18 protein-coding genes are annotated in these 21103 nt (G+C 72.3%); 10 read left to right on the plus strand and 8 right to left on the minus strand.

Annotated elements, in window-relative coordinates; all coding sequences use genetic code 11:
- Window positions 1-292: 292 nt before the first annotated feature.
- Window positions 293-1147, minus strand: coding sequence for a bifunctional methylenetetrahydrofolate dehydrogenase/methenyltetrahydrofolate cyclohydrolase (locus OG718_RS23320; protein ID WP_143639212.1), 855 nt, complete (start codon window positions 1145-1147; stop codon window positions 293-295).
- 304 nt (window positions 1148-1451) lie between these two features.
- On the opposite strand from OG718_RS23320, the gene OG718_RS23325 reads away from it, so the two are divergent.
- From OG718_RS23325 to OG718_RS23345, 5 genes are all read left to right on the plus strand, one after another.
- Window positions 1452-2087: a hypothetical protein gene (locus OG718_RS23325; RefSeq protein WP_143639210.1), complete on the plus strand. Its 636-nt coding sequence runs from the start codon at window positions 1452-1454 to the stop codon at window positions 2085-2087.
- A gap of 188 nt (window positions 2088-2275) precedes the next feature.
- A complete protein-coding gene (locus OG718_RS23330; protein ID WP_328845076.1) occupies window positions 2276-3070 on the plus strand; it encodes an FHA domain-containing protein in 795 nt (264 codons plus the stop codon).
- Complete coding sequence (locus OG718_RS23335; protein ID WP_328845077.1) at window positions 3067-4635, plus strand: serine/threonine protein kinase; 1569 nt, start codon at window positions 3067-3069, stop codon at window positions 4633-4635. Before OG718_RS23330 ends, OG718_RS23335 begins: the two co-directional genes overlap by 4 nt.
- A 206-nt stretch (window positions 4636-4841) precedes the next feature.
- A complete protein-coding gene (locus OG718_RS23340) occupies window positions 4842-5594 on the plus strand; it encodes an FHA domain-containing protein (RefSeq protein WP_328845078.1) in 753 nt (250 codons plus the stop codon).
- On the plus strand, window positions 5591-7021 hold the full coding sequence (locus tag OG718_RS23345; RefSeq protein ID WP_328845079.1) for a serine/threonine-protein kinase: 1431 nt from the start codon (window positions 5591-5593) through the stop codon (window positions 7019-7021). The genes OG718_RS23340 and OG718_RS23345 overlap by 4 nt, the downstream gene beginning before the upstream one ends.
- Window positions 7022-7035: 14 nt before the next feature.
- Here the strand turns inward: OG718_RS23345 and OG718_RS23350 are convergent, their stop codons facing one another.
- The gene (locus OG718_RS23350) at window positions 7036-7248 is read right to left on the minus strand and encodes a DUF397 domain-containing protein (RefSeq protein WP_143639202.1); all 213 of its coding nucleotides are present in this window, start codon (window positions 7246-7248) and stop codon (window positions 7036-7038) included.
- Window positions 7249-7425: 177 nt separating this feature from the next.
- Here OG718_RS23350 and OG718_RS23355 point away from each other — a divergent pair, with 177 nt between their 5' ends.
- Together OG718_RS23355 and OG718_RS23360 are read left to right on the plus strand one after the other, a co-directional pair.
- Complete coding sequence (locus OG718_RS23355) at window positions 7426-7830, plus strand: peptidase inhibitor family I36 protein (RefSeq protein ID WP_328845080.1); 405 nt, start codon at window positions 7426-7428, stop codon at window positions 7828-7830.
- A 29-nt stretch (window positions 7831-7859) separates the two neighbouring features.
- Window positions 7860-8240, plus strand: coding sequence for a peptidase inhibitor family I36 protein (locus OG718_RS23360; RefSeq protein ID WP_143639198.1), 381 nt, complete (start codon window positions 7860-7862; stop codon window positions 8238-8240).
- A gap of 72 nt (window positions 8241-8312) precedes the next feature.
- On the opposite strand, the gene purH is transcribed toward OG718_RS23360, so the two are convergent.
- Together purH and purN are read right to left on the minus strand one after the other, a co-directional pair.
- Complete coding sequence (gene purH / locus OG718_RS23365; RefSeq protein WP_328845081.1) at window positions 8313-9893, minus strand: bifunctional phosphoribosylaminoimidazolecarboxamide formyltransferase/IMP cyclohydrolase; 1581 nt, start codon at window positions 9891-9893, stop codon at window positions 8313-8315.
- Window positions 9890-10510, minus strand: coding sequence for a phosphoribosylglycinamide formyltransferase (purN, locus tag OG718_RS23370; RefSeq protein ID WP_143639194.1), 621 nt, complete (start codon window positions 10508-10510; stop codon window positions 9890-9892). The genes purH and purN overlap by 4 nt, the downstream gene beginning before the upstream one ends.
- Before the next feature lie 377 nt (window positions 10511-10887).
- Between purN and OG718_RS23375 the strand changes: the two genes are divergently transcribed.
- Both OG718_RS23375 and OG718_RS23380 read left to right on the plus strand, forming a co-directional pair.
- The gene (locus OG718_RS23375; protein WP_328845082.1) at window positions 10888-11784 is read left to right on the plus strand and encodes a hypothetical protein; all 897 of its coding nucleotides are present in this window, start codon (window positions 10888-10890) and stop codon (window positions 11782-11784) included.
- 109 nt (window positions 11785-11893) lie between these two features.
- Window positions 11894-12880 carry an aldo/keto reductase gene (locus OG718_RS23380; protein WP_328845083.1) on the plus strand — a complete coding sequence of 329 codons (987 nt, stop codon included), beginning with the start codon at window positions 11894-11896 and terminating at the stop codon, window positions 12878-12880.
- A gap of 6 nt (window positions 12881-12886) precedes the next feature.
- Here OG718_RS23380 and OG718_RS54435 read toward each other — a convergent pair whose 3' ends face one another.
- On the minus strand, window positions 12887-15277 hold the full coding sequence (locus tag OG718_RS54435; protein WP_443055138.1) for a cell division protein PerM: 2391 nt from the start codon (window positions 15275-15277) through the stop codon (window positions 12887-12889).
- A 216-nt stretch (window positions 15278-15493) separates the two neighbouring features.
- On the opposite strand from OG718_RS54435, the gene OG718_RS23390 reads away from it, so the two are divergent.
- Window positions 15494-16354, plus strand: coding sequence for an RNA polymerase subunit sigma-70 (locus tag OG718_RS23390; protein WP_443055351.1), 861 nt, complete (start codon window positions 15494-15496; stop codon window positions 16352-16354).
- 140 nt (window positions 16355-16494) lie between these two features.
- Here the strand turns inward: OG718_RS23390 and sucD are convergent, their stop codons facing one another.
- The 3 genes from sucD to OG718_RS23405 form a co-directional block, all read right to left on the minus strand.
- Window positions 16495-17379 carry a succinate--CoA ligase subunit alpha gene (gene sucD, locus OG718_RS23395; protein WP_055618106.1) on the minus strand — a complete coding sequence of 295 codons (885 nt, stop codon included), beginning with the start codon at window positions 17377-17379 and terminating at the stop codon, window positions 16495-16497.
- Window positions 17380-17401: 22 nt separating this feature from the next.
- A complete protein-coding gene (gene sucC / locus OG718_RS23400) occupies window positions 17402-18580 on the minus strand; it encodes an ADP-forming succinate--CoA ligase subunit beta (protein ID WP_143639186.1) in 1179 nt (392 codons plus the stop codon).
- 441 nt (window positions 18581-19021) lie between these two features.
- Entirely contained in the window at window positions 19022-20968 is a 1947-nt protein-coding gene (locus tag OG718_RS23405) for a hypothetical protein (RefSeq protein WP_328845084.1), read from the minus strand.
- Between the last annotated feature and the right edge of the window lie 135 nt (window positions 20969-21103).

The raw sequence follows: 21103 nt of genomic DNA on the forward strand, positions 1-21103 counted from the left end.
CGACTTGGTGTCCTGGACGTCCTGGACGTCCGGGGTGCTCTCGGCGCCCTGACCCGCGGCGTCGCTCGGAGCCGGGCTGTCCTCCCGGCGCTCACTGCCGCTCCGGTCCGCGGCCTCGGCCCGTGTCGTGGCGTCGGCACGCGTCGGAGCCTCGACCCGTGTCGCAGCCTCGGCCCGCATCACCGCGTCGGTCTTCGTCGAGGCATCCGCCTTCGTCGACGTGTCCGCGTTCGCGGAGGTGTCCGCCGTCGCGGAGGTGTCGGTCTCGCTGTCCCGCCCGGTGGCGGCCCGGTCAGCCGGCACTGCGTTCCGCCGCCTCGACCACGTTGACGAGGAGCTGGGCGCGGGTCATCGGGCCCACTCCCCCGGGGTTCGGGGAGATCCAGGCGGCGACCTCGGCGACACCGGGGTGGACGTCGCCCACGATCTTGCCCTCGGCGCTGCGGGAGACACCGACGTCGAGGACGGCCGCCCCGGGCTTCACGTCCTCGGGACGGATCAGATGCGCGGAGCCCGCCGCGGCGACGATGATGTCGGCCCGGCGCAGGTGCGAGGCGAGGTCGCGGGTGCCGGTGTGGCACTGCGTCACCGTCGCGTTCTCGGAGCGGCGGGTGAGCAGCAGCGGCATCGGGCGGCCGATCGTCACGCCACGGCCGACGACCACGACCTCGGCACCCTTGATCTCCACGCCGTACTGGCGCAGGAGGGTCAGGACCCCGTTGGGGGTGCAGGGCAGCGGGGCCGGCTCGTTCAGGACGAGGCGGCCGAGGTTCATCGGATGGAGCCCGTCCGCGTCCTTGTCCGGGTCCATCAGTTCCAGGATGCGGTTCTCGTCGATGCCCTTGGGAAGCGGCAGCTGAACGATGTAACCGGTGCAGGCCGGGTCCTCGTTGAGCTCGCGGACGACCGCCTCGATCTCCTCCTGCGTGGCGGTCGCGGGCAGTTCCCGCTGAATGGAGGCGATACCGACCTGGGCGCAGTCGCGGTGCTTGCCCGCGACGTACTTCTGGCTGCCGGGGTCGTCGCCCACCAGGACGGTTCCGAGGCCGGGCGTGATGCCCTTCTCCCTCAGGGCCGCCACGCGGACGGTCAGATCGGACTTGATCGCGGCTGCGGTGGCCTTGCCATCGAGAATCTGGGCGGTCATGTGCCCATCCTCGCGGATGACCGGGCCCTGGTTCCAATCCGGCCCCCCACGGCCACTTCCGGCCTGCCCGAGGCACCTCCCGGGCGCACTCCGTCCGGTCGCCGTCCGGCCCGCGCCCATGATCGGCGATGTTGCACTTGCACAACACACGCGGTATCCGGCTGGACAAATAAGCGACGCGTTAAGGACGATGAGCGGCACAGTGCCGCGGACAGTACCGGGGGGACGAACCGCATCTGTAGAACTTTCCTCCGAAATGTGCCGCGTCGTCCCCGCACTTACGCAACGACGGAGGAAAGACGCCATGAGTTTTGGCGACCCGAACAACCCATACGGTCCGCCGCAGGGCCAGCAGCCCGGCTACCCTCCACAGCCTCCTCAGGGCCAGCCCGGCTACCCGCCCCAGGGCCAGCCCGGCTACGGCTACCCGCAGGGCGCGCCGCAGCAGCCCGGTTACGGCTACCCGCAGCAGCCCGCGTATCCCGGTTACCCGGGCGGCAACCACATGACGATGGAGATGCCCGGTCTGATGAAGACCGCGCGCGTCCTGCTGTTCATCCTGGCAGGCCTCCAGATCCTGTTCGGCATCATCGCGGGCATCGCCGTCGGCGCCGTCCAGGACGTGTCGAACGGCGTGGGCAGCGGTGACGACACCGACACCCTCGCCGGACTGGGCTTCGTGCTCGCGGCGTTCCTGGTGGGTATGGGCGCCCTGTCCATCTTCCTCGGCGTCAAGTTCAAGAACGGCGGCAGCGGGATCCGCGTCACGACGATCGTGTACGCGTCGCTGATGATCCTCGGCGGCCTCGCCAACACCGTGCAGGGCGCGGGCGGTTCCGGCACGTTCGGCGGGCTCATCTCCCTCGCCATCGCCGGCATCATCCTCGCCTCGATGGTGAACGGCGCGGCCTCGGCGTGGTTCAACCGCCCGCGGTACTGACCTCGGAACGCCCGCGGCACCGACCCCGGAGCCCCGGGCTCAGCCGCCGCAACGGCACGTTCACGCCATTCACGCCAAGGGCCGTGTTTCCCCCCGCTGAGGGGGACACGGCCCTGCCGCGTCGCCATACCCTGATCCGGTAACCGCGTGCGGGACTGGGAACGGGGAGCGGGACGGGGAGAACGGCCTTGTACAGCATCATCGTGGTACCTCCGCCGACCACGGAGGACGAACACAGCGGCACGTATGGCGACGCGCACGGCGGGACGTACGGCGCAAAGCGCACCGGCACCCAGATCCGGCTCGCGCCCGGCGAGCGGCTGGCCTTCGGCCGCTCCGCGAGCGGCAACGGACTTGCAATCGCACACGAAGGCGTCTCCCGGAACGCCGGGGAGATCACCGCGCAGGGCGCCTTCTGGGTACTGAGCAACCTCTCGGCCCACCAGACGTACGTGGTGGAGAACCCGGAGGGCGCGGGCGAGCACATCAAGGTCGGACCCGGCAGGCTGGACGCGCCGGTCCCCTTCGAGTTCGCCCGGATCGTGCTCCCCGCGGCGGGCGACCTGCTGCCCATCGAGGTGTGGGCACCCCGCCACGACTATCTGCGCTCACCCGAGGGCCTGGACGGGGCGACGACCACGCCCGCGTTCTCCGTCGACCGCACCAAGCGGTACTTCGCGGTGCTGGCCGCCCTCTGCGAGCCCCGGCTGCGCGGTGAACCGCACGCCCCGCTGCCCACGGTCGACCAGGTCGTGGAGCGGCTGCGCCCCCACTGGCCCGCCGCGTCCCGCACGTCGGTCCAGTGGAACATCGACTACCTCGCCGTGAAACTGCGGCTCAAGCCGGGCCCCGACACGGCGGACACGGGCCCGCGCCTCAACGGCAAGAAGGAGTCCCTGGTCTCCCTCGCCCTGCGGTTCGATCTCGTACGGGAGGACGACCTGCTCGTCCTGACGGAGCCGGCGAGCCGGGCGGCGCGGTGACGGAGGGGTACGCGGTCTCGGTGCCCAAGGGGTACCGGGTGGGGTCCTGGGAGGTGCGGGACCCGATCGCCACGGGCGCGTTCGGCAGCGTCTACGAGGCCCGGTGCGCCCACCCGCCCGAGGGCCTGCCGAAGTCCGCGGCGCTGAAGTTCCTGCCCACCGGCACGGGTACGCCACGTCAGCTGACGCATCTGCGTGAACTCGCCGAGCGCGAGGTCGAGTTGCACCGAAGACTCACACGCCCGCGGCTCATCCGGATGTACGAGACCCTCACCGTCGACGACCCGGACCGCCCCGAACTCGACGGCGCCACCGTCCTCGTACTGGAACGGGCCGAGGGCTCGCTCGCCGCGCTCCTCGCCCGCTCCCCGCACCCGCCGCAGGGCCCCACGCTGCTCGCGCAGACCTGTGAGGGACTGGCCCAGCTGCACAGCGCCGGCTGGGTCCACGGCGACCTCAAGCCCGCCAACGTGCTGCTGATGAAGGACGGTTCGGCCCGGCTCGCCGACTTCAACATGGCCGCCGAGCTGGAGGGCACCCACGCCTACACCCCCGCTTTCTCCACCCCCGACTACACCCCGCCCGAGCTCCTCTGGTCGGAGATCGGCGAACGCGGCCGCCAGATCAGGCCCTCGGCCGACGTCTGGGCCTTCGGCGTCCTCGCCCATCTCGTCCTCACGGACACGTTCCCGCTGCCGGGCGGCACCCCCTCGGCCCGCCGGGACGCGGCTGTCCGGTACGCGCGCGGCACCGACGAACTGCGGCTGTCCCCTCGACTCCCGGACGGCTGGCGGGAGATCGTGCGGGACTGTCTGGCCCGTACGCACACGGAGCGGATCTCCGGAGAGACACTGCTGCGGCGGGTGGAGGAGGCGGCCGGCACCAGCCGGTCCCCCCGCCTGCCGAGGCTGCGCGCCCGGCGCGGACGCCGCTCGACGCTGGTCCTCGCCGCCGCGGCCGCCACGGTCGCCGTCTCGGGGCTCGCGTACGGCATCACGACCTGGGCGGGCGACAGCGGGAGCGGCACGGAGGGGGGCGAGGGCAGGGCTCCCGCGACCGAGAAGGTCGTCCAGGCCTCCTACGGCGCCGGCGAACTCCGTACCGGCAAGGGTGTACCGGCCGAATACCGGCCGCTGATCGTCGACTCCGCGCACGACTGTGTGCAGGAGGAGGTCACCCCGGCACTGCTCGCCGCCATGCTGAAGGTGGAGAGCGACTTCGACCCGGGCCTGTCCGACCCGGGCAACGACGAGTACGGCATCGCCCGTTGGACCCCGCGGGTGCTGCGCTGGTGGATCCGGTCCGACGGCGTCACCGCGAAGACGATCCCCGAGCCCCCCTTCTCCCCCGCCGAGTCCATCCCCGCCATGAGCAGATACCTGTGCTGGATCGCGCCACGACTCGATCCCAAGCTGGCCGGCGACCACCGCGTACTGATCGCGGCCGCCTACCGGACGTCGTACGAGAAGGTGAACGACGCGGCCGGTGTTCCCCCGAAGTACCGCGACTACGCCGCCCGCGTCGCTCACTACCTCAAGGAGTACACGCCCGCGGACAAGAAGTGACCCTGAGAGTTCCGAGGTACCCCTCGCGGGCGTCCGCCGCCAGGGTGGGCGGTATCGGTCCATCCGAATGCGGCGGTCTCCGGCTCCCTCGGGGGAGGGCCGGAGGCCGCCGTCGTCATGCCCTCCCCCGTCGCGCCGCCGTGACATGTCCCGGGTAACTCGCCCTACTCTGGCCTCCGTTGAGGCAGGAGGAGGGGGACGACTCCATGTACAGCGTCATCGTGGTGCCACCGCGGAGTGGCGGATCCGCCGACGGATGCGACGGCCAGATCAGGCTCGCGGCGGGCGAGAAGCTCGCCTTCGGCAGAACGGCTCGGGACGGCGGACTGAGGATCGCCCACGAAGGGGTGTCCCGGGTCGCCGGTGAGATCACCGCGCACCGGGCCTTCTGGATCCTGAGCAACCTCAGCGAGGACCAGACCTATGTGGTCGAGAACCCGGAGGGCGCTGGCGAGCACATCAAGGTCGCGCCGGGCCGGCTGGACGCGCCCGTGTCGTTCGAGTTCTCCCGTGTCGTCCTGCCCGCGGCGGGCGAGCTGCTCAGCTTCGAGGTGTGGGCGCCGCGCCACAGCTACGGCGCCGCGGCCCGCTCCGGGCTCTCCGGCGGCATCACGGCCCCGGCGTTCACGCTCGACCGCACGAAGCGGTACTTCGCCGTACTCACCGCCCTGTGCGAGCCCCGGCTGCGCGGCGAGCCGCACGCCCCGCCTCCCACCGTCGACCAGCTCGTGGAGCGTCTGCGGCCCGGCTGGCCCGCGGCGAACCGCTCCTCCGTGTACTGGAACATCGACTACCTGGCGGTCAAACTCCGGCTGCGGCCCGGCCCGGACGCGGCGGAGCCCGGACCGCGGGTCAACGGCAAGAAGGAGTCGCTGGTCTCGCTCGCGCTCCGCTTCAACCTGGTACGGGAGGACGATCTGGTCGTTCTCGCGGCGGCCCCGAGCGAGGTGGGGCAGTGAACGGAGGCCCCACCGTCCCCGTTCCGAAGGGCTACCGAGTGGGCCCGTGGGAGGTGCGCGAGCCCCTCGCGTCCGGCGCGTTCGCCAGCGTCTACGCGGCCAGGCTCACGAGTGACGGCGGCGAGGCCGCGGAGAGGCCCGCCGAGGACACCACCGCCGGTGAAGGCACCGGTCCCCTGCCCCGGCACGCGGCGCTGAAGTTCCTGCCCACCGGCACCCGCACCCCGCGCCAACTCCACCACCTGCGGGAACTGGCCCACCGTGAGCAGGAGTTGCTGAGCCGCCTGCGCTCACCGCGGCTGATCCGGATGTACGACGCCCTCACCGTCGACGACCCGGACCATCCCGAACTCGACGGCGCCACCGTCCTCGTACTGGAGCGGGCCGAGGGTTCCATGGCCGCCCTGCTCGACCGCTCCCCGGGCCCGCCGCACGGGCCCGCCCTGCTGGCCCAGGTCTGCGAGGGTCTGCACCAGCTGCACCACGCGGGCTGGGTGCACGGCGACCTCAAGCCCGCCAACGTGCTGCTGATGAAGGACGGTTCGGCCCGGCTCGGCGACTTCAACATGGCGGCGGAGATGGAGGGCACCCACGCGTACGCGCCCGCCTTCGCCACCCCCGACTACACCGCGCCGGAACTCCTCTGGTCCGAGGTCAGCGAACGCGGCACGCAGATCCGCCCGACCGCGGACGTCTGGTCCTTCGGCGTACTGGCCCACCTCGTCCTGACCGGCACGTTCCCGCTGCCCGGCGGCACCACGGAGGCCCGCTGCGACGCGGCGGTACGGTACGCGCGCGGCACCGAGGAACTGCGCCTGTCCCCCGAACTCCCCGCCGTCTGGCGGGAGATCATCACCGACTGCCTGGCCCGTACGCACGAGGAGCGCGCCGCCCACGACACCGCCTCACTGCTGCGCCGGGTGGAGCGGGCCGCGGGCGCCACCCGCTCGGCCCGACTGCCGAGACTGCGGCCCCGACGCCGGTGGCGCCCCGCCCTGGTGGGCGCCCTCGCAGCGGCGGCGCTGATCGTGGCGACGACGGTGGTGTACGCGATGCGGGAGGACGACCAGGGTCTGACGTACGGCTACCACCGCTGCCCGGCCGACTCCGTCTGCTTCTTCAGCGAGCCCAACGGCTCGGGTGAGATGTGCAGTTGGGACGAGGACGACGCGGACTGGCTGTCGGGGGCGGACACCTGCGCGTGGACCCGGGGCCAACCGGTGAAGTCCATCTTCAACAACAGCAGCGACGACGAGAACGGCCTCGGCGCCGTAGCGTATTTCAGGGGCCGCGACTTCACCCCGGTCGGCGCGGACGTCACCCGCGAGAACGCCCGCAACCGCACGGGCTGCACGTCCCAGCGCAACCAGGGAAACCTGGCGGGCACGTACGCCCCGCTGTCCCACAGATGGATCGCGCGCTGCTGACGCCTGGGCGCCGGCTAACCCGTCGGCGCGCCGTCACCCTTGAGCGCCCCGACGAAGGGGGCCCAGGCGCTCACGGGGAAGACGAGGGCAGGGCCGGCGGGGGTCTTGGAGTCCCGGACGGGGACGAAACCGGGGAGGTCGTGGCGGACTTCGACGCAGTTGCCGCCGTCGCCGTTGCTCGACGCGGTCGCACTGCGCTGGGGCGTGGAGCAGAGCCGCGGCGGCAAGACCGTGCGGTGTGAACTGCACTGTGGCACAGACGGCTTCGTGGCCGACCCTGAAACCTTCCAGGTTCCGCTCACGGCCCACTCCCCCCAGATTGATGTCAGCGCCGCCACCACGGCGCCGGTAATCGGGGGAGGGCACCACAACCCCTCCAGCACCATCGACCAGGAGGAAGCTTCATGAAGCGAGTACGAGCGCTGCGCACCAAGGTCGGCCTCATCTCCGGAGCGACGGTCTTCGCCGGCCTGGGCCTCGGCGTCACCGCCGCACCGGCACAGGCCGCGGCCGCCGCCTACAGCTGCCCGTCGGGATCCATCTGCTTCTACACGAAGGACGACGGCGGAGGCGACAGGTGCGCCTGGGACGGGGACGACAAGGACTGGCGGAACGGCGCGATCAAGTGCTCGTGGTCCGCGGACAAGAAGGTGCGGTCCGTCTACAACAACGGCACCAGCGGCAAGGCCGTCGTCTACTACAACGACTCCGACTACAAGGACCGCAAGGGCTGCACGACGAAGGGCAAGAAGGGCAACCTCGCGGGCACTTACACGCTTCGTTCCCACAAGTGGGTGAACGGCTGCTGATCGCGGCCCGGCGGGGGCGGGGGAAACACATGACGGGCATCCGTACCGCGCTGATCGGTGCCGCAGTGGCGGGCCTCGCGGCCGTCGCGGTGCCGGGGAGCGCCCAAGCGGCCGACGCCCCGGCGCAGAACTGCACCACGGGACATGTCTGCTTCTACGAAGGGACCGCCGGCACCGGCCAACGATGCTCCACGGACGTGGACGTCCCCAACTGGAACACCGGACCGTTCCGCTGTTCATGGGCCGCGACCACGGGCGTGGGATCGGTCCGCAACGCGGGGCTCACCCCGGTCGCCGTCTACCCGGGGGCGAACTTCACCGGGCCACCGGTCTGCGTCGAACCCCGCGCACCGGTGAACCTCCTGGAGCACCGCTCGTTCCGCTCGCACCGCTGGGTGGACAGCTGCTGAGGAAGCCCGTACGTATGGCGGGCCGTACCCCGACAGGGGACACGGCCCGCCATACGCGCGTTCGCGTACCACTCAGTGGAAGAAGTGCCGCGTCCCCGTGAAGTACATCGTCACGCCGGCCTTCTTCGCGGCCTCGACGACCAGTTCGTCGCGGACCGAACCGCCGGGCTGGACCACGGCCTTGACGCCGGCGTCGGTGAGGATCTCCAGGCCGTCGGGGAACGGGAAGAAGGCGTCCGAGGCGGCGAAGGAGCCGCGGGCGCGCTCGGTGCCGGCGCGCTCGACGGCGAGCTTGGCGGAGTCGACGCGGTTGACCTGGCCCATGCCGACGCCGACGGAGGCGCCGTCCTTGGCGAGGAGGATCGCGTTGGACTTCACCGCGCGGCAGGCCCGCCAGGCGAAGGCCAGTTCCGCCAGCTCGCCGGGCGACAGGGCGTCGCCCGTCGCCAGGGTCCAGGAGGACGGGTTGTCGCCGTCGGCCTGGAGGCGGTCGGCGACCTGGAGGAGCCGGCCGCCGTCGATCTGCTTGACCTCGACGGAGGCGGCCGGGCCCTGGTGGGCGCGGAGCACGCGGATGTTCTTCTTCTTGGTGAGGGCCTCCAGCGCGCCGTCCTCGTACTCGGGCGCGACGATGACCTCGGTGAAGATCTCGGCGACCTGCTCCGCCATCTCCTTCGAGACGGGCCGGTTGACGGCGATCACACCGCCGAACGCGGAGAGCGGGTCACAGGCGTGCGCCTTGCGGTGCGCCTCGGCGACGTTCCCACCGATCGCGATCCCGCACGGGTTGGCGTGCTTGATGATCGCCACACAGGGCTCGTCGTGGTCGTACGCGGCACGGCGCGCGGCATCCGTGTCCGTGAAGTTGTTGTACGACATCTCCTTGCCGTGCAGCTGCTCGGCGTCGGCCAGACCGCCCGTGCCGTCGACGTACAGCGCGGCGCCCTGGTGCGGGTTCTCGCCGTAGCGCAGGGTGTTGCGCTTCTCGAAGGTCGAGCCGATGAAGTCGGGGAAGCCCGACTCGTCGGCGGGCGCGTACGAGCTCGCGAACCAGGAGGCGACGGCGACGTCGTACGCGGCCGTGTGCTGGAACGCCTCGGCGGCGAGCCGCTTGCGGGCGTGCAGGTCGAAGCCGCCGTCGCGGGCCGCGGACAGTACGTCGGCGTACCGCTCGGGGCTGGTGACCACGGCCACGGACGGGTGGTTCTTGGCGGCGGCGCGGACCATCGAGGGGCCGCCGATATCGATCTGCTCGACGCACTCGTCGGGCGTGGCGCCCGAGGCGACGGTCTCCCGGAACGGGTAGAGGTTCACGACGACCAGCTGGAACGGCTCCACGCCCAGCTCGCCGAGCTGCTGCCGGTGCGACTCCAGGCGCAGGTCGGCGAGGATGCCCGCGTGCACGCGCGGGTGCAGCGTCTTGACCCGGCCGTCCAGGCACTCGGGGAAGCCGGTGAGCTCCTCGACCTTGGTGACCGGGACTCCGGCGGCGGCGATCCTCCCGGCGGTGGAGCCGGTGGAGACCAGCTCGACACCGGCCGCGTGCAGGCCGCGGGCGAGCTCTTCAAGACCGGTCTTGTCGTAGACGCTGATGAGCGCGCGGCGGATGACCCGCTTCGTGTCCTGCGTACCCTGCGTACCTTCGGCGGTCACGGGATAACTACCTTTCGTCCCTCAATGCGATAGCCGTTGCGGGCGAGCCGCCCCACGACATCAACGAGCAGGCTTCGCTCGACTTCCTTGATGCGCTCGTGCAGAGCGCTCTCGTCGTCCTCGTTCCGGACCTCGACCACGCCCTGAGCGATGATCGGGCCGGTGTCGACGCCGTCGTCGACGAAGTGGACGGTGCACCCGGTGACCCTCGCGCCGTACGCGAGGGCGTCGCGAACGCCGTGCGCCCCCGGGAAACTCGGCAGCAGCGCGGGGTGGGTGTTCACGATCCGGCCGCCGAAGCGGGCCAGGAACTCCTTGCCCACGATCTTCATGAACCCGGCCGAGACGACGAGATCCGGCTCGTACGCGCCGGTGGCCTCGGCCAGTGCCCTGTCCCACTCCTCACGCGTGGCGTGGTCCTTCACCCGGCACACGAAGGTGGGAAGCCCGGCGCGCTCGGCGCGCTCCAGGCCGGCGATGTTGTCGCGGTCCGCGCCGACCGCGACGATCTCGGCTCCGTAGGCGGCCGTCCCCTCCGACGCGATCGCGTCGAGGAGGGCCTGCAGATTCGTACCTGATCCGGAGACCAGCACGACGAGGCGCTTGGCCTTGGCCACGGCGGGGCCCTTTCTCGGAGGTTCTCGGGGGTTCTTGCGGTTCTTGGGGGACTTCTCGGGGGAGAGCGTGTCCACGGTCGGCGTTTGTACGGTCGTACGAATGCATCGAGCCCCCGGATACGGGGAAGTCTACGAAGCGGCCGACCGTCAGCAACGATACCGGCACACCGAGCGGCCCCCACGGGACGGGGGCGTGGCCGGAAGGTAGCGTCTGGGGAGGATCCGCCCGGGGACACGGTGCGCACAGGGGAACGCCTTCTGCGCACGGGACGTTGACCAGGGACGGGTACGAACGCTTGGGCGCGAGCCCCGGACACGTAACCAGCTCTGTGGACACGTTGCCCGCCAGAGACCATCAAGGGGAAGACGCACACCTGATGCCGGACCGCAGTCTCCGACTCCCTCCACTCCTGCTGCGCGAGCGGCGCCCTTCTCCCACTCCGCCGCGGGAGAACGACGACGTGCCCGAGGGCGGGCAGGGCTCCTCGGGCGGCCATGGTTCCGCAGGTGGGCAGGGCCCCACGGGTGGCCGGGGCGACTCCGGCGGTGCGGGCGGCTCCGGTGCGCCCGATTCCGGACAGCGGCCCGAGCCGCCGCAGCCTCCCGCCGACGACAACCCCTTCGCCCCGCCGCCGGAGGGCACGCCCGACCGGCCCTGGCAGCCGCGTCGGCCCGCGGGCGGGCAGGGCGAGGGCCAGGACGGCCGGGGCGAGGGTGACAGCTCCCCCTGGGGCAGCCAGTGGAGCGACCGCCAGCCGGGGCCCGCGCAGGGCGGCCGGTTCGGTGACCGGCCCGGTTCCAACGGCGGGTCCGGCGGCGGCCAGAACGGTCCGGAAGGGCCCGCCGGCGGCCCGGGCACCGGCATGCGCTGGGACCCGACGGACCCCGCCCAGCGCCGCGCCCGGTTCGCGCTGCTGTCCGGCATGTGGGCGTTCTTCTTCGCCCTCTTCAGCTGGCCGTACGTGGCGCTCCTGCTCGGCGCGCTGGCCCTGTACTGGGCGATCAGCGCGCTGCGCAGCAAGCCGCCGCGCGCGCCGGATCCGAACACCCCGGCGCCGCCCTCCTCGGGCAGCAAACCACAGACCACCGCGGCGATCAGCGGCCTGGTCACGGCGTCCCTGGCCCTCGCCATGGTCGCGGCCACCTTCACTGCACAGCTCGTGTACAGCGACTACTACACGTGCGTGAACGACTCGCTCACGAACACGGCGAAGAAGTCCTGCGACCAGCTGCTGCCGGAGGAGCTGCGGGGGCTGCTGGGTACGCAGAGCTGAGGGCCCGCGCCGTACGTGGTGCGGCCGTGGGTTGACTTGGAGTGCGCTTCAAAATCCATGCTCCTCTCAACGCCCGCCGCTCGGCGGGCCGTAAGGGGAGGACACCCGCATGCGCTACCGCACGATCGGAACGGCCCCCGGGACCCGCCGTGAGGTGAGCGTCCTCAGCCTCGGCGCGATGCTGTTCGGGACGGTCACGGACGAGGCGACCTCGTTCGCGATCCTCGACCGGTTCGTCGAGGCGGGCGGCACGTTCGTCGACACGTCCGACAACTACGCGTTCTGGATCAACGGCACGCAGGGCGGCGAGAGCGAGGCCCTGATCGGCCGCTGGCGGCGCAGCCGTGGCATCGGCGACGAGATCGTCATCGCCACGAAGCTGGGCGCACGGCCGCTCGCCCCGGGCACGAGCTACACCGACAACCCGGAGGGGCTGTCCGCCAAGGCGATCCGGGAGGCGGTGGAGGGCAGCCGCGAGCGGCTCGGCGTTCCGAAGCTCGACCTGCTGTACGCCCACATCGAGGACACGGCCGTGCCCCTGCGGGAGACCGTCGAGGGCTTCGCCGAACTCGTCGCCGAGGGCATGGTCGGGCTGCTCGGCGCGAGCAACCACTGGACCTGGCGTCTGGAGCGGGCCCGGAGCCTCGCGGCGGCGGCCGGCCTGCCGGGTTACGAGGTCCTCCAGTACCAGCACAGCTATCTGCGCAAGCGCGCCGACCTGCCCGGCCAGCTCTCGCCGGACGGCGACCAGGGCGTGACCGGCGGCGACCTGCTCAGCTATCTGCGCGCCGAGCCGTCCCTCACGCTCGTCGCCTACACCCCGCTCCTGTCCGGCCGTTACGTCCGCGACGACAAGCCGCTCGGTCCCGAGTTCGACCACGCGGGCACCCCGGCCCGGCTGGCCGCGCTCCGCTCGGTCGCCGAGGAGACCGGCGCGACGGTCAACCAGGTGGTCCTGTCGTGGCTGATCGACGGCGAGGTCCCGGCGATCCCGCTCGTCGGCTGCTCCTCGGTGGCCCAGCTGAACGAGAACCTGGCGGCGGTGGACCTGGAACTGACGGCGGAACAGCGGGCCCGGCTGGACTCGGCCCGCTGACCCCCGTCAGTCCCTTCGGTCGCCTCGGTCCCCTCGGTCCTCCCGGTCCGGGGGATCGGCCGGGCCGGACGCCTGCCTGAGAGCGGCCCAGCGGGCCTCCCGCGAGACGTCGTCGTGCCAGAGCGAACCGAAGGAGTCGGAGGGGGGCAGGAAGTCGTACGGCTCGAAGTCGGGGTCCGGGGTGCCGCGGCGACGCTCGACGGGGGTGACGGGCGCGACGGGCGGCGCCTCCGGGCGGCGCCGAGGCCGTACGCGCGAGAACCAGCTGGTTCTCGGGGTGCGCTGAGCGCCCTGGGACCCCTGGGACCCCTGGGACCCCTGGGACACCTGGGTGCGCGGGGGCGGCGGGGGTTCGGTGGGGGGTTCGGGGGACATCCGGGGGTGGAGGGGGGATGCGGGCGCCTCGGGGGCGAGAGGCTGGTGGGCGAGGCGTTCGGGGGCCCGGGGCTCGGGGGCGAGGCGCTCGGGGTGGAGGGGCTGCTCGGGGGGCCCGGCCGCGGGGCGAGGGGCCTGCTCGGAAGACTCGAACTCGGCCCGACGAACCCGCTCGGAGGGCCCGGACTCAGGTCGAGGAGCCCGCTCGGAGAGCCCGAAATCCGTCCGGCGAGCCCACTCTGAGGGCCCGGAGTCGGTCTGGCGGGCCTGCTCGGAGAACCCGGACTCCCGCTGCTGGGCCTGCTCGGAGGGCCCGTCGGCCGGGTGCACGGCTTCTGACCGCTCGAAGTCCGGAAGGTGTGCCTGCGGCTCATCGTCCGATGGCTCCCCGCCCACAGGCCGATGCACCGGAGTCACCCCGCCCCCAGGCTCATGGGCCGAAGGCTTCAGGCCCGCATGTGTCTGACTCACATGTTCCTGAACCCCGTTCTCCTGAACCCCGTGTTCCTGAACCAGCGGTTCCTGGACTCCCCTCCTCCGCGTCCAAGGCCTCCACATCCAGGAAGCCCACCCCCAGCGCCCACTTCCATGCGCGGCCCGTACACGGGGCGCCCGCGGCACCCGTACCCGCGGCTGTCGCAGCCGCCAGGTGCGCAGGACCAGGGCCACCGGGACGCCCACCACCGCGGTCCACCCGGCCGCCGCGGGCCCCGTCTGCCACCAGACGGGGCCGAAGTCGGCGAGCGCGTGCGTGCCGAGGGGGCCGCCCGACAGGGCGGCGAGCACCGCGAGGGCCAGTCCGCAGAGGAGTGCCGCGAGGGCCGCGTTCCCGGCGGTCCGGCCGGGCGACCAGGCCTCACCGCGGTGGGCCGCCACTGGAACCCGACCCGGCCTCCCCTTCTTCCCCCTTCCGTCTGCCTCTGCCTCCCCCGCGTCCTTCCGCCCCGGCACCCCCGCCCTCACCGTGAACCAGGCCACCACCACGCCCGCCGCCAACGGCACGGCGCCCGCCGCCCAGTTCACCGGGGTGCCAGGGCCCGCGTCCGGAACCGCGGTCAGCAGGGGAAAGGGCGGGAGCAGCGGACCGGGCGACGACATCAGCGGATCGGCCGCGTGCCCCGCGCCGAGCACGAAGCCGGGTCCGAGGGCGTACGCGGCCCCCCACACCGCCGCGTTGGGCACGAGGACCAGTGCCAGCAGCAGCACCGCGAACCGTCCCGACCAGCTCTCCGTGAGATGCAGGAACGACCCGCGGGCCAGGCCTCCGTGCCACACGAGTGAGGCGCCGACCAGCACCGCCCCGCCCCCCACGAGCACCGCCGCCCCCGCACTCGCCGCGCGCAGGGCGGCCGGAAGCCGGAACCCGGGGGCGGAGGAGACGAAGGAGGCGAAGGGGAGGGCGCGCAGGGCCCGGCGCACGGGCGGCGGCAGAGGCCCCCGGGGGCGCCCGTACGCCGTCCACGCGCCCACCCCCGCCGCGGTCATCGCGAGCAGCGGCGGCCATACGGCGACCGATGCCCAGGACGGCCGCAGCGCACCGCCCGAGGCGTACAGGGCCGCGGCCGTGCCGACCGTCAGATAGCCCGCGACGACACCGGCCCAGGCCGTACGGACGGCGGGCGGTGCCGACTCCTCGTCGCCGTCCGCCGCGTCGCGCCCCGCGCGGTGCAGCAGCCACGCGGGCAGCACGACCAGGAGCAGCGGGGTCACGCCGACGGGCGCGGGTACGCCGGACAGCGTGTCCGTGCGGACGAGTTCGCAGCCGTGCGCGAGCAGCCACAGCCCGGCGGCGATGTGCAACGCCCCGTCAGGACCGCTGTCCGGATAGGGCGAACTGATCCAGAGGACCGTCACGAGTACGGTGAACGCCGCCAGTCCGAGCCCCGCCGCGAGCGCGCCGCCGACCAGGCCCGCGGCCAGTCCCGGCGACCTCCCGCGCCATCGGGCCAGCAGGGCCGGCTTGGTCGGCAGGATCGGCGGGGAGGGGCTGCGGTCCGGACTGCGGTCGGTCGTCTGGGTCACGCCGCCATGCTCCCAACGACACGCGCTTTCTCCTCGTAACAGGCGAACCCCGGATGTGTCGCTCAATATACGTTTTATGTACTTTTACGTGCGAAGGGGCGCCCGGTGACGCAGACCCCTGCCTGCCCGCCGCCACTTCCGGAGGCCGAGGCCGAGGACGGGACCGAGGTGAATACCGAGGCGGAGAACCAGCCGGAGAACCCGGACGGGACCGACGTGGAGGACCCGGACGGGACCGAGGTGGAGGCCGACTTCGAACCCGCGCCCCCCGCCCTCGCCCTGACGCCAGGTCAGGCCTTCGACGCCCTCTACGCATACGCGGCCCCCGCCCTCGTACGGCAGACCTATCTGCTGACCGGGCGGCGCGAGCTGGCGCGCGAGTCCGTGGAGCGGGCCTTCCAACTGGCGTGGCAGCGCTGGCCGGAGGTGGCGGTTGACCGGGATCCCGCGGGCTGGGTGCGGGCGGCGGCGTACGAGTACGCGATGTCCCCCTGGCACAGGCTGCGTCTTCGGCACCGGACTCCGGAGCCGCCGCCCGCCGCCCTGGACGACCGCCGGCTGCTCTCCGTACTGCTCAGCCTCCCGCCCGCGTACCGCCGCACCGTGCTCCTCTACGACGGCCTCGGCCTCGGGCTGCCGGAGACCGCGGCCGAGACGGAGGCGAGCACGCCCGCGGCGGCGGGCCGGCTGCTGCACGCGCGTGAGGTCGTCGCCGCGCGCGTGCCCGAGCTGGCGGATCCCGAGGAGCTGCGGCTCAGGCTGACGGAGCTCGGGAGCAAGGAGTCGCTGCGGACCGCCGCGAAGCCCGTCGTGGTGCGGTCGGGAAGTGAACGCCGCGCCCGTCGCTGGACCCGTGCCGCCATCGCCTTCACGGTCCTGCTCATCGGTTCCACCGCGTTCACGCTCCGCACGGCTCCCGACCACTACGAGGCCCCGCAGGCGCCCGCCGCGACGATCAGCGGGGTTCCGCCGCGGTCGGGCTCCGGTCCGCTGTCCGAGGAGGAGCAGGAGATCCGCGCCAAGCTCCGCTCGACGTTCCAGAACGGTCCGGAGAGGCTCCGGCCGGAACTCCGCTGAGGAGCGTGGGCGCGAGAGTCACCGGGCATACGGCAACGCGGACGGGCCCGCACCCCTGGAGAAGGGGTGCGGGCCCGTCCGCGTACAGGCTGCGAATCAGCCGTCCGGGAGCTGTCCCGGGGCTGAGCCGGGAGCCGTGCTCAGCCGGCGAGGATGGCGCGGGCCAGCTTCGCCGTCTCGGTCGGGGTCTTGCCGACCTTGACTCCGGCGGCCTCCAGGGCCTCCTTCTTCGCGGCGGCCGTGCCGGAGGAGCCGGAGACGATGGCGCCGGCGTGGCCCATGGTCTTGCCCTCGGGCGCGGTGAAGCCCGCGACGTAGCCGACGACCGGCTTCGTCACGTTCTTCGCGATGAAGTCGGCCGCGCGCTCCTCGGCGTCGCCGCCGATCTCGCCGATCATGACGATCAGGTCGGTGTCGGGGTCGGCCTCGAACGCGGCCAGCGCGTCGATGTGCGTCGTACCGATGACCGGGTCGCCACCGATGCCGACGGCCGACGAGAAGCCGATGTCACGGAGCTCGTACATCATCTGGTACGTCAGCGTGCCGGACTTCGAGACCAGGCCGATGCGGCCCGGCTTCGTGATGTCGCCCGGGATGATGCCGGCGTTGGACTGGCCCGGCGTGATGAGGCCGGGGCAGTTCGGGCCGATGATGCGGGTCTTGTTGCCCTTCGCCTTCGCGTACGCCCAGAAGGCGGCGGAGTCGTGGACGGCGATGCCCTCGGTGATGACGACCGCGAGGGGGATCTCGGCGTCGATGGCCTCGACGACGGCGGCCTTGGAGAAGGCCGGGGGCACGAAGAGGACGGACACGTTGGCGCCCGTCTTCTCGATCGCCTCGGCGACCGTGCCGAAGACCGGGATCTCGGTGCCGTCGACGTCGACCGACGTGCCGGCCTTGCGCGGGTTCACACCGCCGACGATGTTCGTGCCGTCGGCCAGCATGAGCTTGGTGTGCTTCATGCCCGTGGAGCCGGTCATGCCCTGGACGATGACCTTGCTGTCCTTGTTGAGGAAGATAGCCATGGCTGTGGTTTTCCCTCGTCCCTTACTTGGCCGCGGCCAGCTCGGCGGCCTTGTCGGCCGCGCCGTCCATGGTGTCCACGCGCTGCACCAGCGGGTGGTTGGCGTCGGACAGGATCTTGCGACCCAGCTCCGCGTTGTTGCCGTCCAGACGGACGACCAGCGGCTTGGTGACTTCCTCGCCCTTGTCGGCGAGCAGCTGCAGCGCCTGGACGATGCCGTTGGCGACCTCGTCACAGGCGGTGATGCCACCGAAGACGTTGACGAAGACGGACTTGACGTCCGGGTCGCCGAGGATGATCTCCAGGCCGTTCGCCATGACCGCGGCGGAGGCGCCGCCGCCGATGTCGAGGAAGTTGGCCGGCTTCACGCCACCGTGGTTCTCACCGGCGTACGCGACGACGTCGAGGGTGCTCATGACGAGACCCGCGCCGTTGCCGATGATGCCGACCTCGCCGTCGAGCTTGACGTAGTTGAGGTTCTTCTCCTTGGCGGCGGCCTCGAGCGGGTTGGCCGCGTCCTTGTCCTCGAGCGCCTCGTGCTCCGGCTGGCGGAAGTCGGCGTTCTCGTCGAGCGAGACCTTGCCGTCCAGCGCCAGGATGCGGCCGTCCTTGGTCTTCACCAGCGGGTTGACCTCGACGAGGAGCGCGTCCTCGGCGACGAAGGTCTCCCACAGGGTCACCATGGCCTCGGCGACACCCTCGGCCACCTCGGCCGGGAACTTCGCCTGGGCGACGATCTCGCGCGCCTTCTCGATGTTCACGCCCTCGACGGCGTTGACCGGGACCTTCGCGAGGGCCTCGGGGGTCTTCTCCGCGACCTCCTCGATGTCCATGCCGCCCTGCACCGAGGCCATGGCCAGGAAGGTGCGGTTGGTGCGGTCGAGGAGGTACGAGACGTAGTACTCCGCCTCGATCTCCGGGGACAGCTCGGCGATCATCACCTTGTGGACCGTGTGGCCCTTGATGTCCATGCCGAGGATGTCGGTCGCACGGGCGACCGCCTCGTCGGGGTCGGCGGCGAGCTTGACGCCGCCGGCCTTCCCTCGGCCACCGACCTTCACCTGGGCCTTGACGACGGACTTGCCGCCAAGCCGCTCGGTCGCCTCGCGGGCTGCCTCAGGCGTGTCGATCACTTCACCGGCCAGCACCGGTACACCGTGCTTGGCGAAGAGGTCCCTCGCCTGGTACTCGAACAGGTCCACGCGCGTCCGTCCCTATCAGGTATCTCGCGGTTCGTTGTCTGCGTGGGCGTGCCGCGAAGGGCAACGTGACTGCGCGGTCACAAGGAAGGCGTGGGCACGGTGGCCGGCACGCGGCATGTCCGTCTCGCAGGTTATCCCCGCTCGTGGTGGGGTCGTAAATCGCAGATCACACCTGGGCGGTGATTACGGTCACAGATTGCCAGTTTAAAGGGCCTCACCAGGCTGGGGTTTGCCTGGTGAGGCCCCTCGAACAGCCCCTAACAGTGACCTAAGGGGCGTAGGGCGGCCGGTCCCCACCCCAATGAGGACCGCCCGGCCCTGACCGCAGGGTTTCGGTCGCACGGACCGACGGATTTCGGCCGTACGTGGCCGTCGCCCTGCGGGGTCGGATGGGTGCCGTACGGCCGGCCGCCGGGCACGGCCGTACGACGGGGGCGTCGGTCAGACGCCGTAGGGGGAGCCGTACTGCCCGTACGGGGCGGTCGGCGTGTGGCTCGGGGTGACCCCGTTGGCGGTCGGCAGATAGCCCGGGGTGACGGACTCGGCGACGTCCTCGACTCCGCCGACTGCGTTTTCGGCCAGCGGGCCGGCGGCCGACTCGACGGTTCCGGTCACGTTCCGCGCGAAGGGCCCGACCTGTCCGGTCACGTCGGCCGCGAACGGGGCGACCTCACCGACGACACCGTCCGCGAAGGGGCGTACGTCGCCCGTGACGCCGTACGCCAGCGTCGTGGCGCTGCCGCCGACCCCGTCCACGACGGGCCGGACGTACTGGACGACCGTGTCCACGACCGGCCGCACCGCGCCGACGGCGCCCTCGGCGAACGGCGGCACCTGGCCGACGGCTCCCTGCGCGAACGGATCGACCTCGCCGACCACGCCGTACGCGAGCGGCGGGACCTCGCCGACGACGCCGCCCGCGAAGGGGCTCACGTCGCCGACGACACCGTCGGCGAGCACGGTCGCGTCACCGACCGCCTGCCCGGCGACGGGCACCACACCGTCCACCGCCGTGGCGGCGACGGGCGGGAGGACGGAGCCGACGGTCTCGTCGGCGACCTGGGTGACCACGGCGGTGGCGTACGGGGGGACGTCCGCGACCACGCCGGTGGCGTACGGGGCGACCTCGCCGACGACGCCGGTCGCGTACGGGCCGACGTTCCCGACCACGCCCGTCGCGTACGGGGTGACGTCGCCGGTGACTCCGTCGGTGTACGTGCGCACGTCGGCCACGACCTCGTGTGCGAGGCCGGTGGCGTTGCCCACGGCCTGACCGGCGACCGGGACCACGCCGTTCGCGGCGCCGGTGGCGACCCGGGCGACTCCGGTCACGGCCTGGTCCGCGACGGGGGTGACACCGGCGACGGCCCGGCCGGCGATCGGGGTGACGCCGTGCACGGCGGTGGCGGCGACAGGCGGCAGCGCGGCGGCGGCCGTCTCGTCGACGACCGGGGTGACGGTCCCCTGGATGCCGCGGACGGTGGAGGGGAGGCCGGTGACGGTGGCGGCCGCGTCGGCCTTCACGGAGGTGACGGTGGCCTGGGCACCGCCGCCCAGCGTGGCGACCGTGCCGTGGACTTCGGTGGTGGTGCCGTGCACCTGGCTCCTGGCCCCGGTGACCGTGTTCTGGAGGTGGGCGGGGGTGGCGTCGAGGGTGGCCTGGAGATGGCCGGGCGCGTTGTTCACGGTGCGGCGGGAGTCGGGGACGGTCCGGCCTGCGGTGGCGACGGTCTGCCTGACCTCGGCGCGGGCACCTGAGGGGACGGCGGTGGCGGTGCGCCGGGTGGCCCCGAGCTTCGTCTGCGTGGCGGCGAGGGCCTGCTCCAGCTCCGGCGCGAACGCAGAGAGGGGGCCGAAGAGGTAGTCGACCTCGCCCTGGGGACGGGGGCCGGGGGCGTCGGACAGCGCGTCGGTGGCCACGGCGGTCGCGACGGCGGCGGACTCGGCGGTCGCGGCCCCGGCCCTGGCTTGGGTCTGCTGGGCCGGCAACTCGGCATCGACGTACCGGCGGGCCTGGTCGGCCGCCTTCGTCTTCGTGTCGACGGCTGGGGCCGACTTCGCCCTGTCGATGGTGTCGGTGCTCGTGCCGGTGACGGCGGTGACGGTGTCCTGCGCCTTGGCGGTCGTGCCGCCGGTGACGTCGGTGAGGGTGTCCGTCGTCGTGCCGGTGGTCGTGGAGACGTCGCTCCGGACGTCACCGACCACCCCGTCGACCGTGTCGGTGACCGTGCCGACGACGCCGTCCACGTCGTCCACCGAGAGGGACGCGTCGGGTACGGAGGCGGACGTGGCGGGCAGTTCGTCCGCGCTGGCGACGGCTGAGCCGAGTGCCCAGGCGCCGGTGACGCCGGCAGCTATGACGATGGAACGGCGAATGTTCTTGTGCATGCGTGCGTCAGTCCTTCGGAAGACCGAGAGTTCGGGACGTGAGGGGGAGGGACCGGGCGTCCGGAGGGGCCGATGCGCCGCGTCGGTGCGAGGAGTCGAGCACCGACGGCCGTGGCAGCGGCCCGCGTCCGGGGG

This window comes from Streptomyces sp. NBC_00258 (genome assembly GCF_036182465.1).
In the GTDB taxonomy this organism is placed as follows: domain Bacteria; phylum Actinomycetota; class Actinomycetes; order Streptomycetales; family Streptomycetaceae; genus Streptomyces.

Coding starts and splice junctions, on each gene's coding strand:
- OG718_RS23340 (WP_328845078.1), top strand. CDS start 4,842: ATGTACAGCGTCATCGTGGTGCCACCGCGGAGTGGCGGATCCGCCGAC.
- sucD (WP_055618106.1), bottom strand. CDS start 17,379: ATGGCTATCTTCCTCAACAAGGACAGCAAGGTCATCGTCCAGGGCATG.
- OG718_RS23380 (WP_328845083.1), top strand. CDS start 11,894: ATGCGCTACCGCACGATCGGAACGGCCCCCGGGACCCGCCGTGAGGTG.
- OG718_RS23405 (WP_328845084.1), bottom strand. CDS start 20,968: ATGCACAAGAACATTCGCCGTTCCATCGTCATAGCTGCCGGCGTCACC.
- OG718_RS23325 (WP_143639210.1), top strand. CDS start 1,452: ATGAGTTTTGGCGACCCGAACAACCCATACGGTCCGCCGCAGGGCCAG.
- OG718_RS23320 (WP_143639212.1), bottom strand. CDS start 1,147: ATGACCGCCCAGATTCTCGATGGCAAGGCCACCGCAGCCGCGATCAAG.
- OG718_RS23360 (WP_143639198.1), top strand. CDS start 7,860: ATGACGGGCATCCGTACCGCGCTGATCGGTGCCGCAGTGGCGGGCCTC.
- OG718_RS23375 (WP_328845082.1), top strand. CDS start 10,888: ATGCCGGACCGCAGTCTCCGACTCCCTCCACTCCTGCTGCGCGAGCGG.
- OG718_RS23355 (WP_328845080.1), top strand. CDS start 7,426: ATGAAGCGAGTACGAGCGCTGCGCACCAAGGTCGGCCTCATCTCCGGA.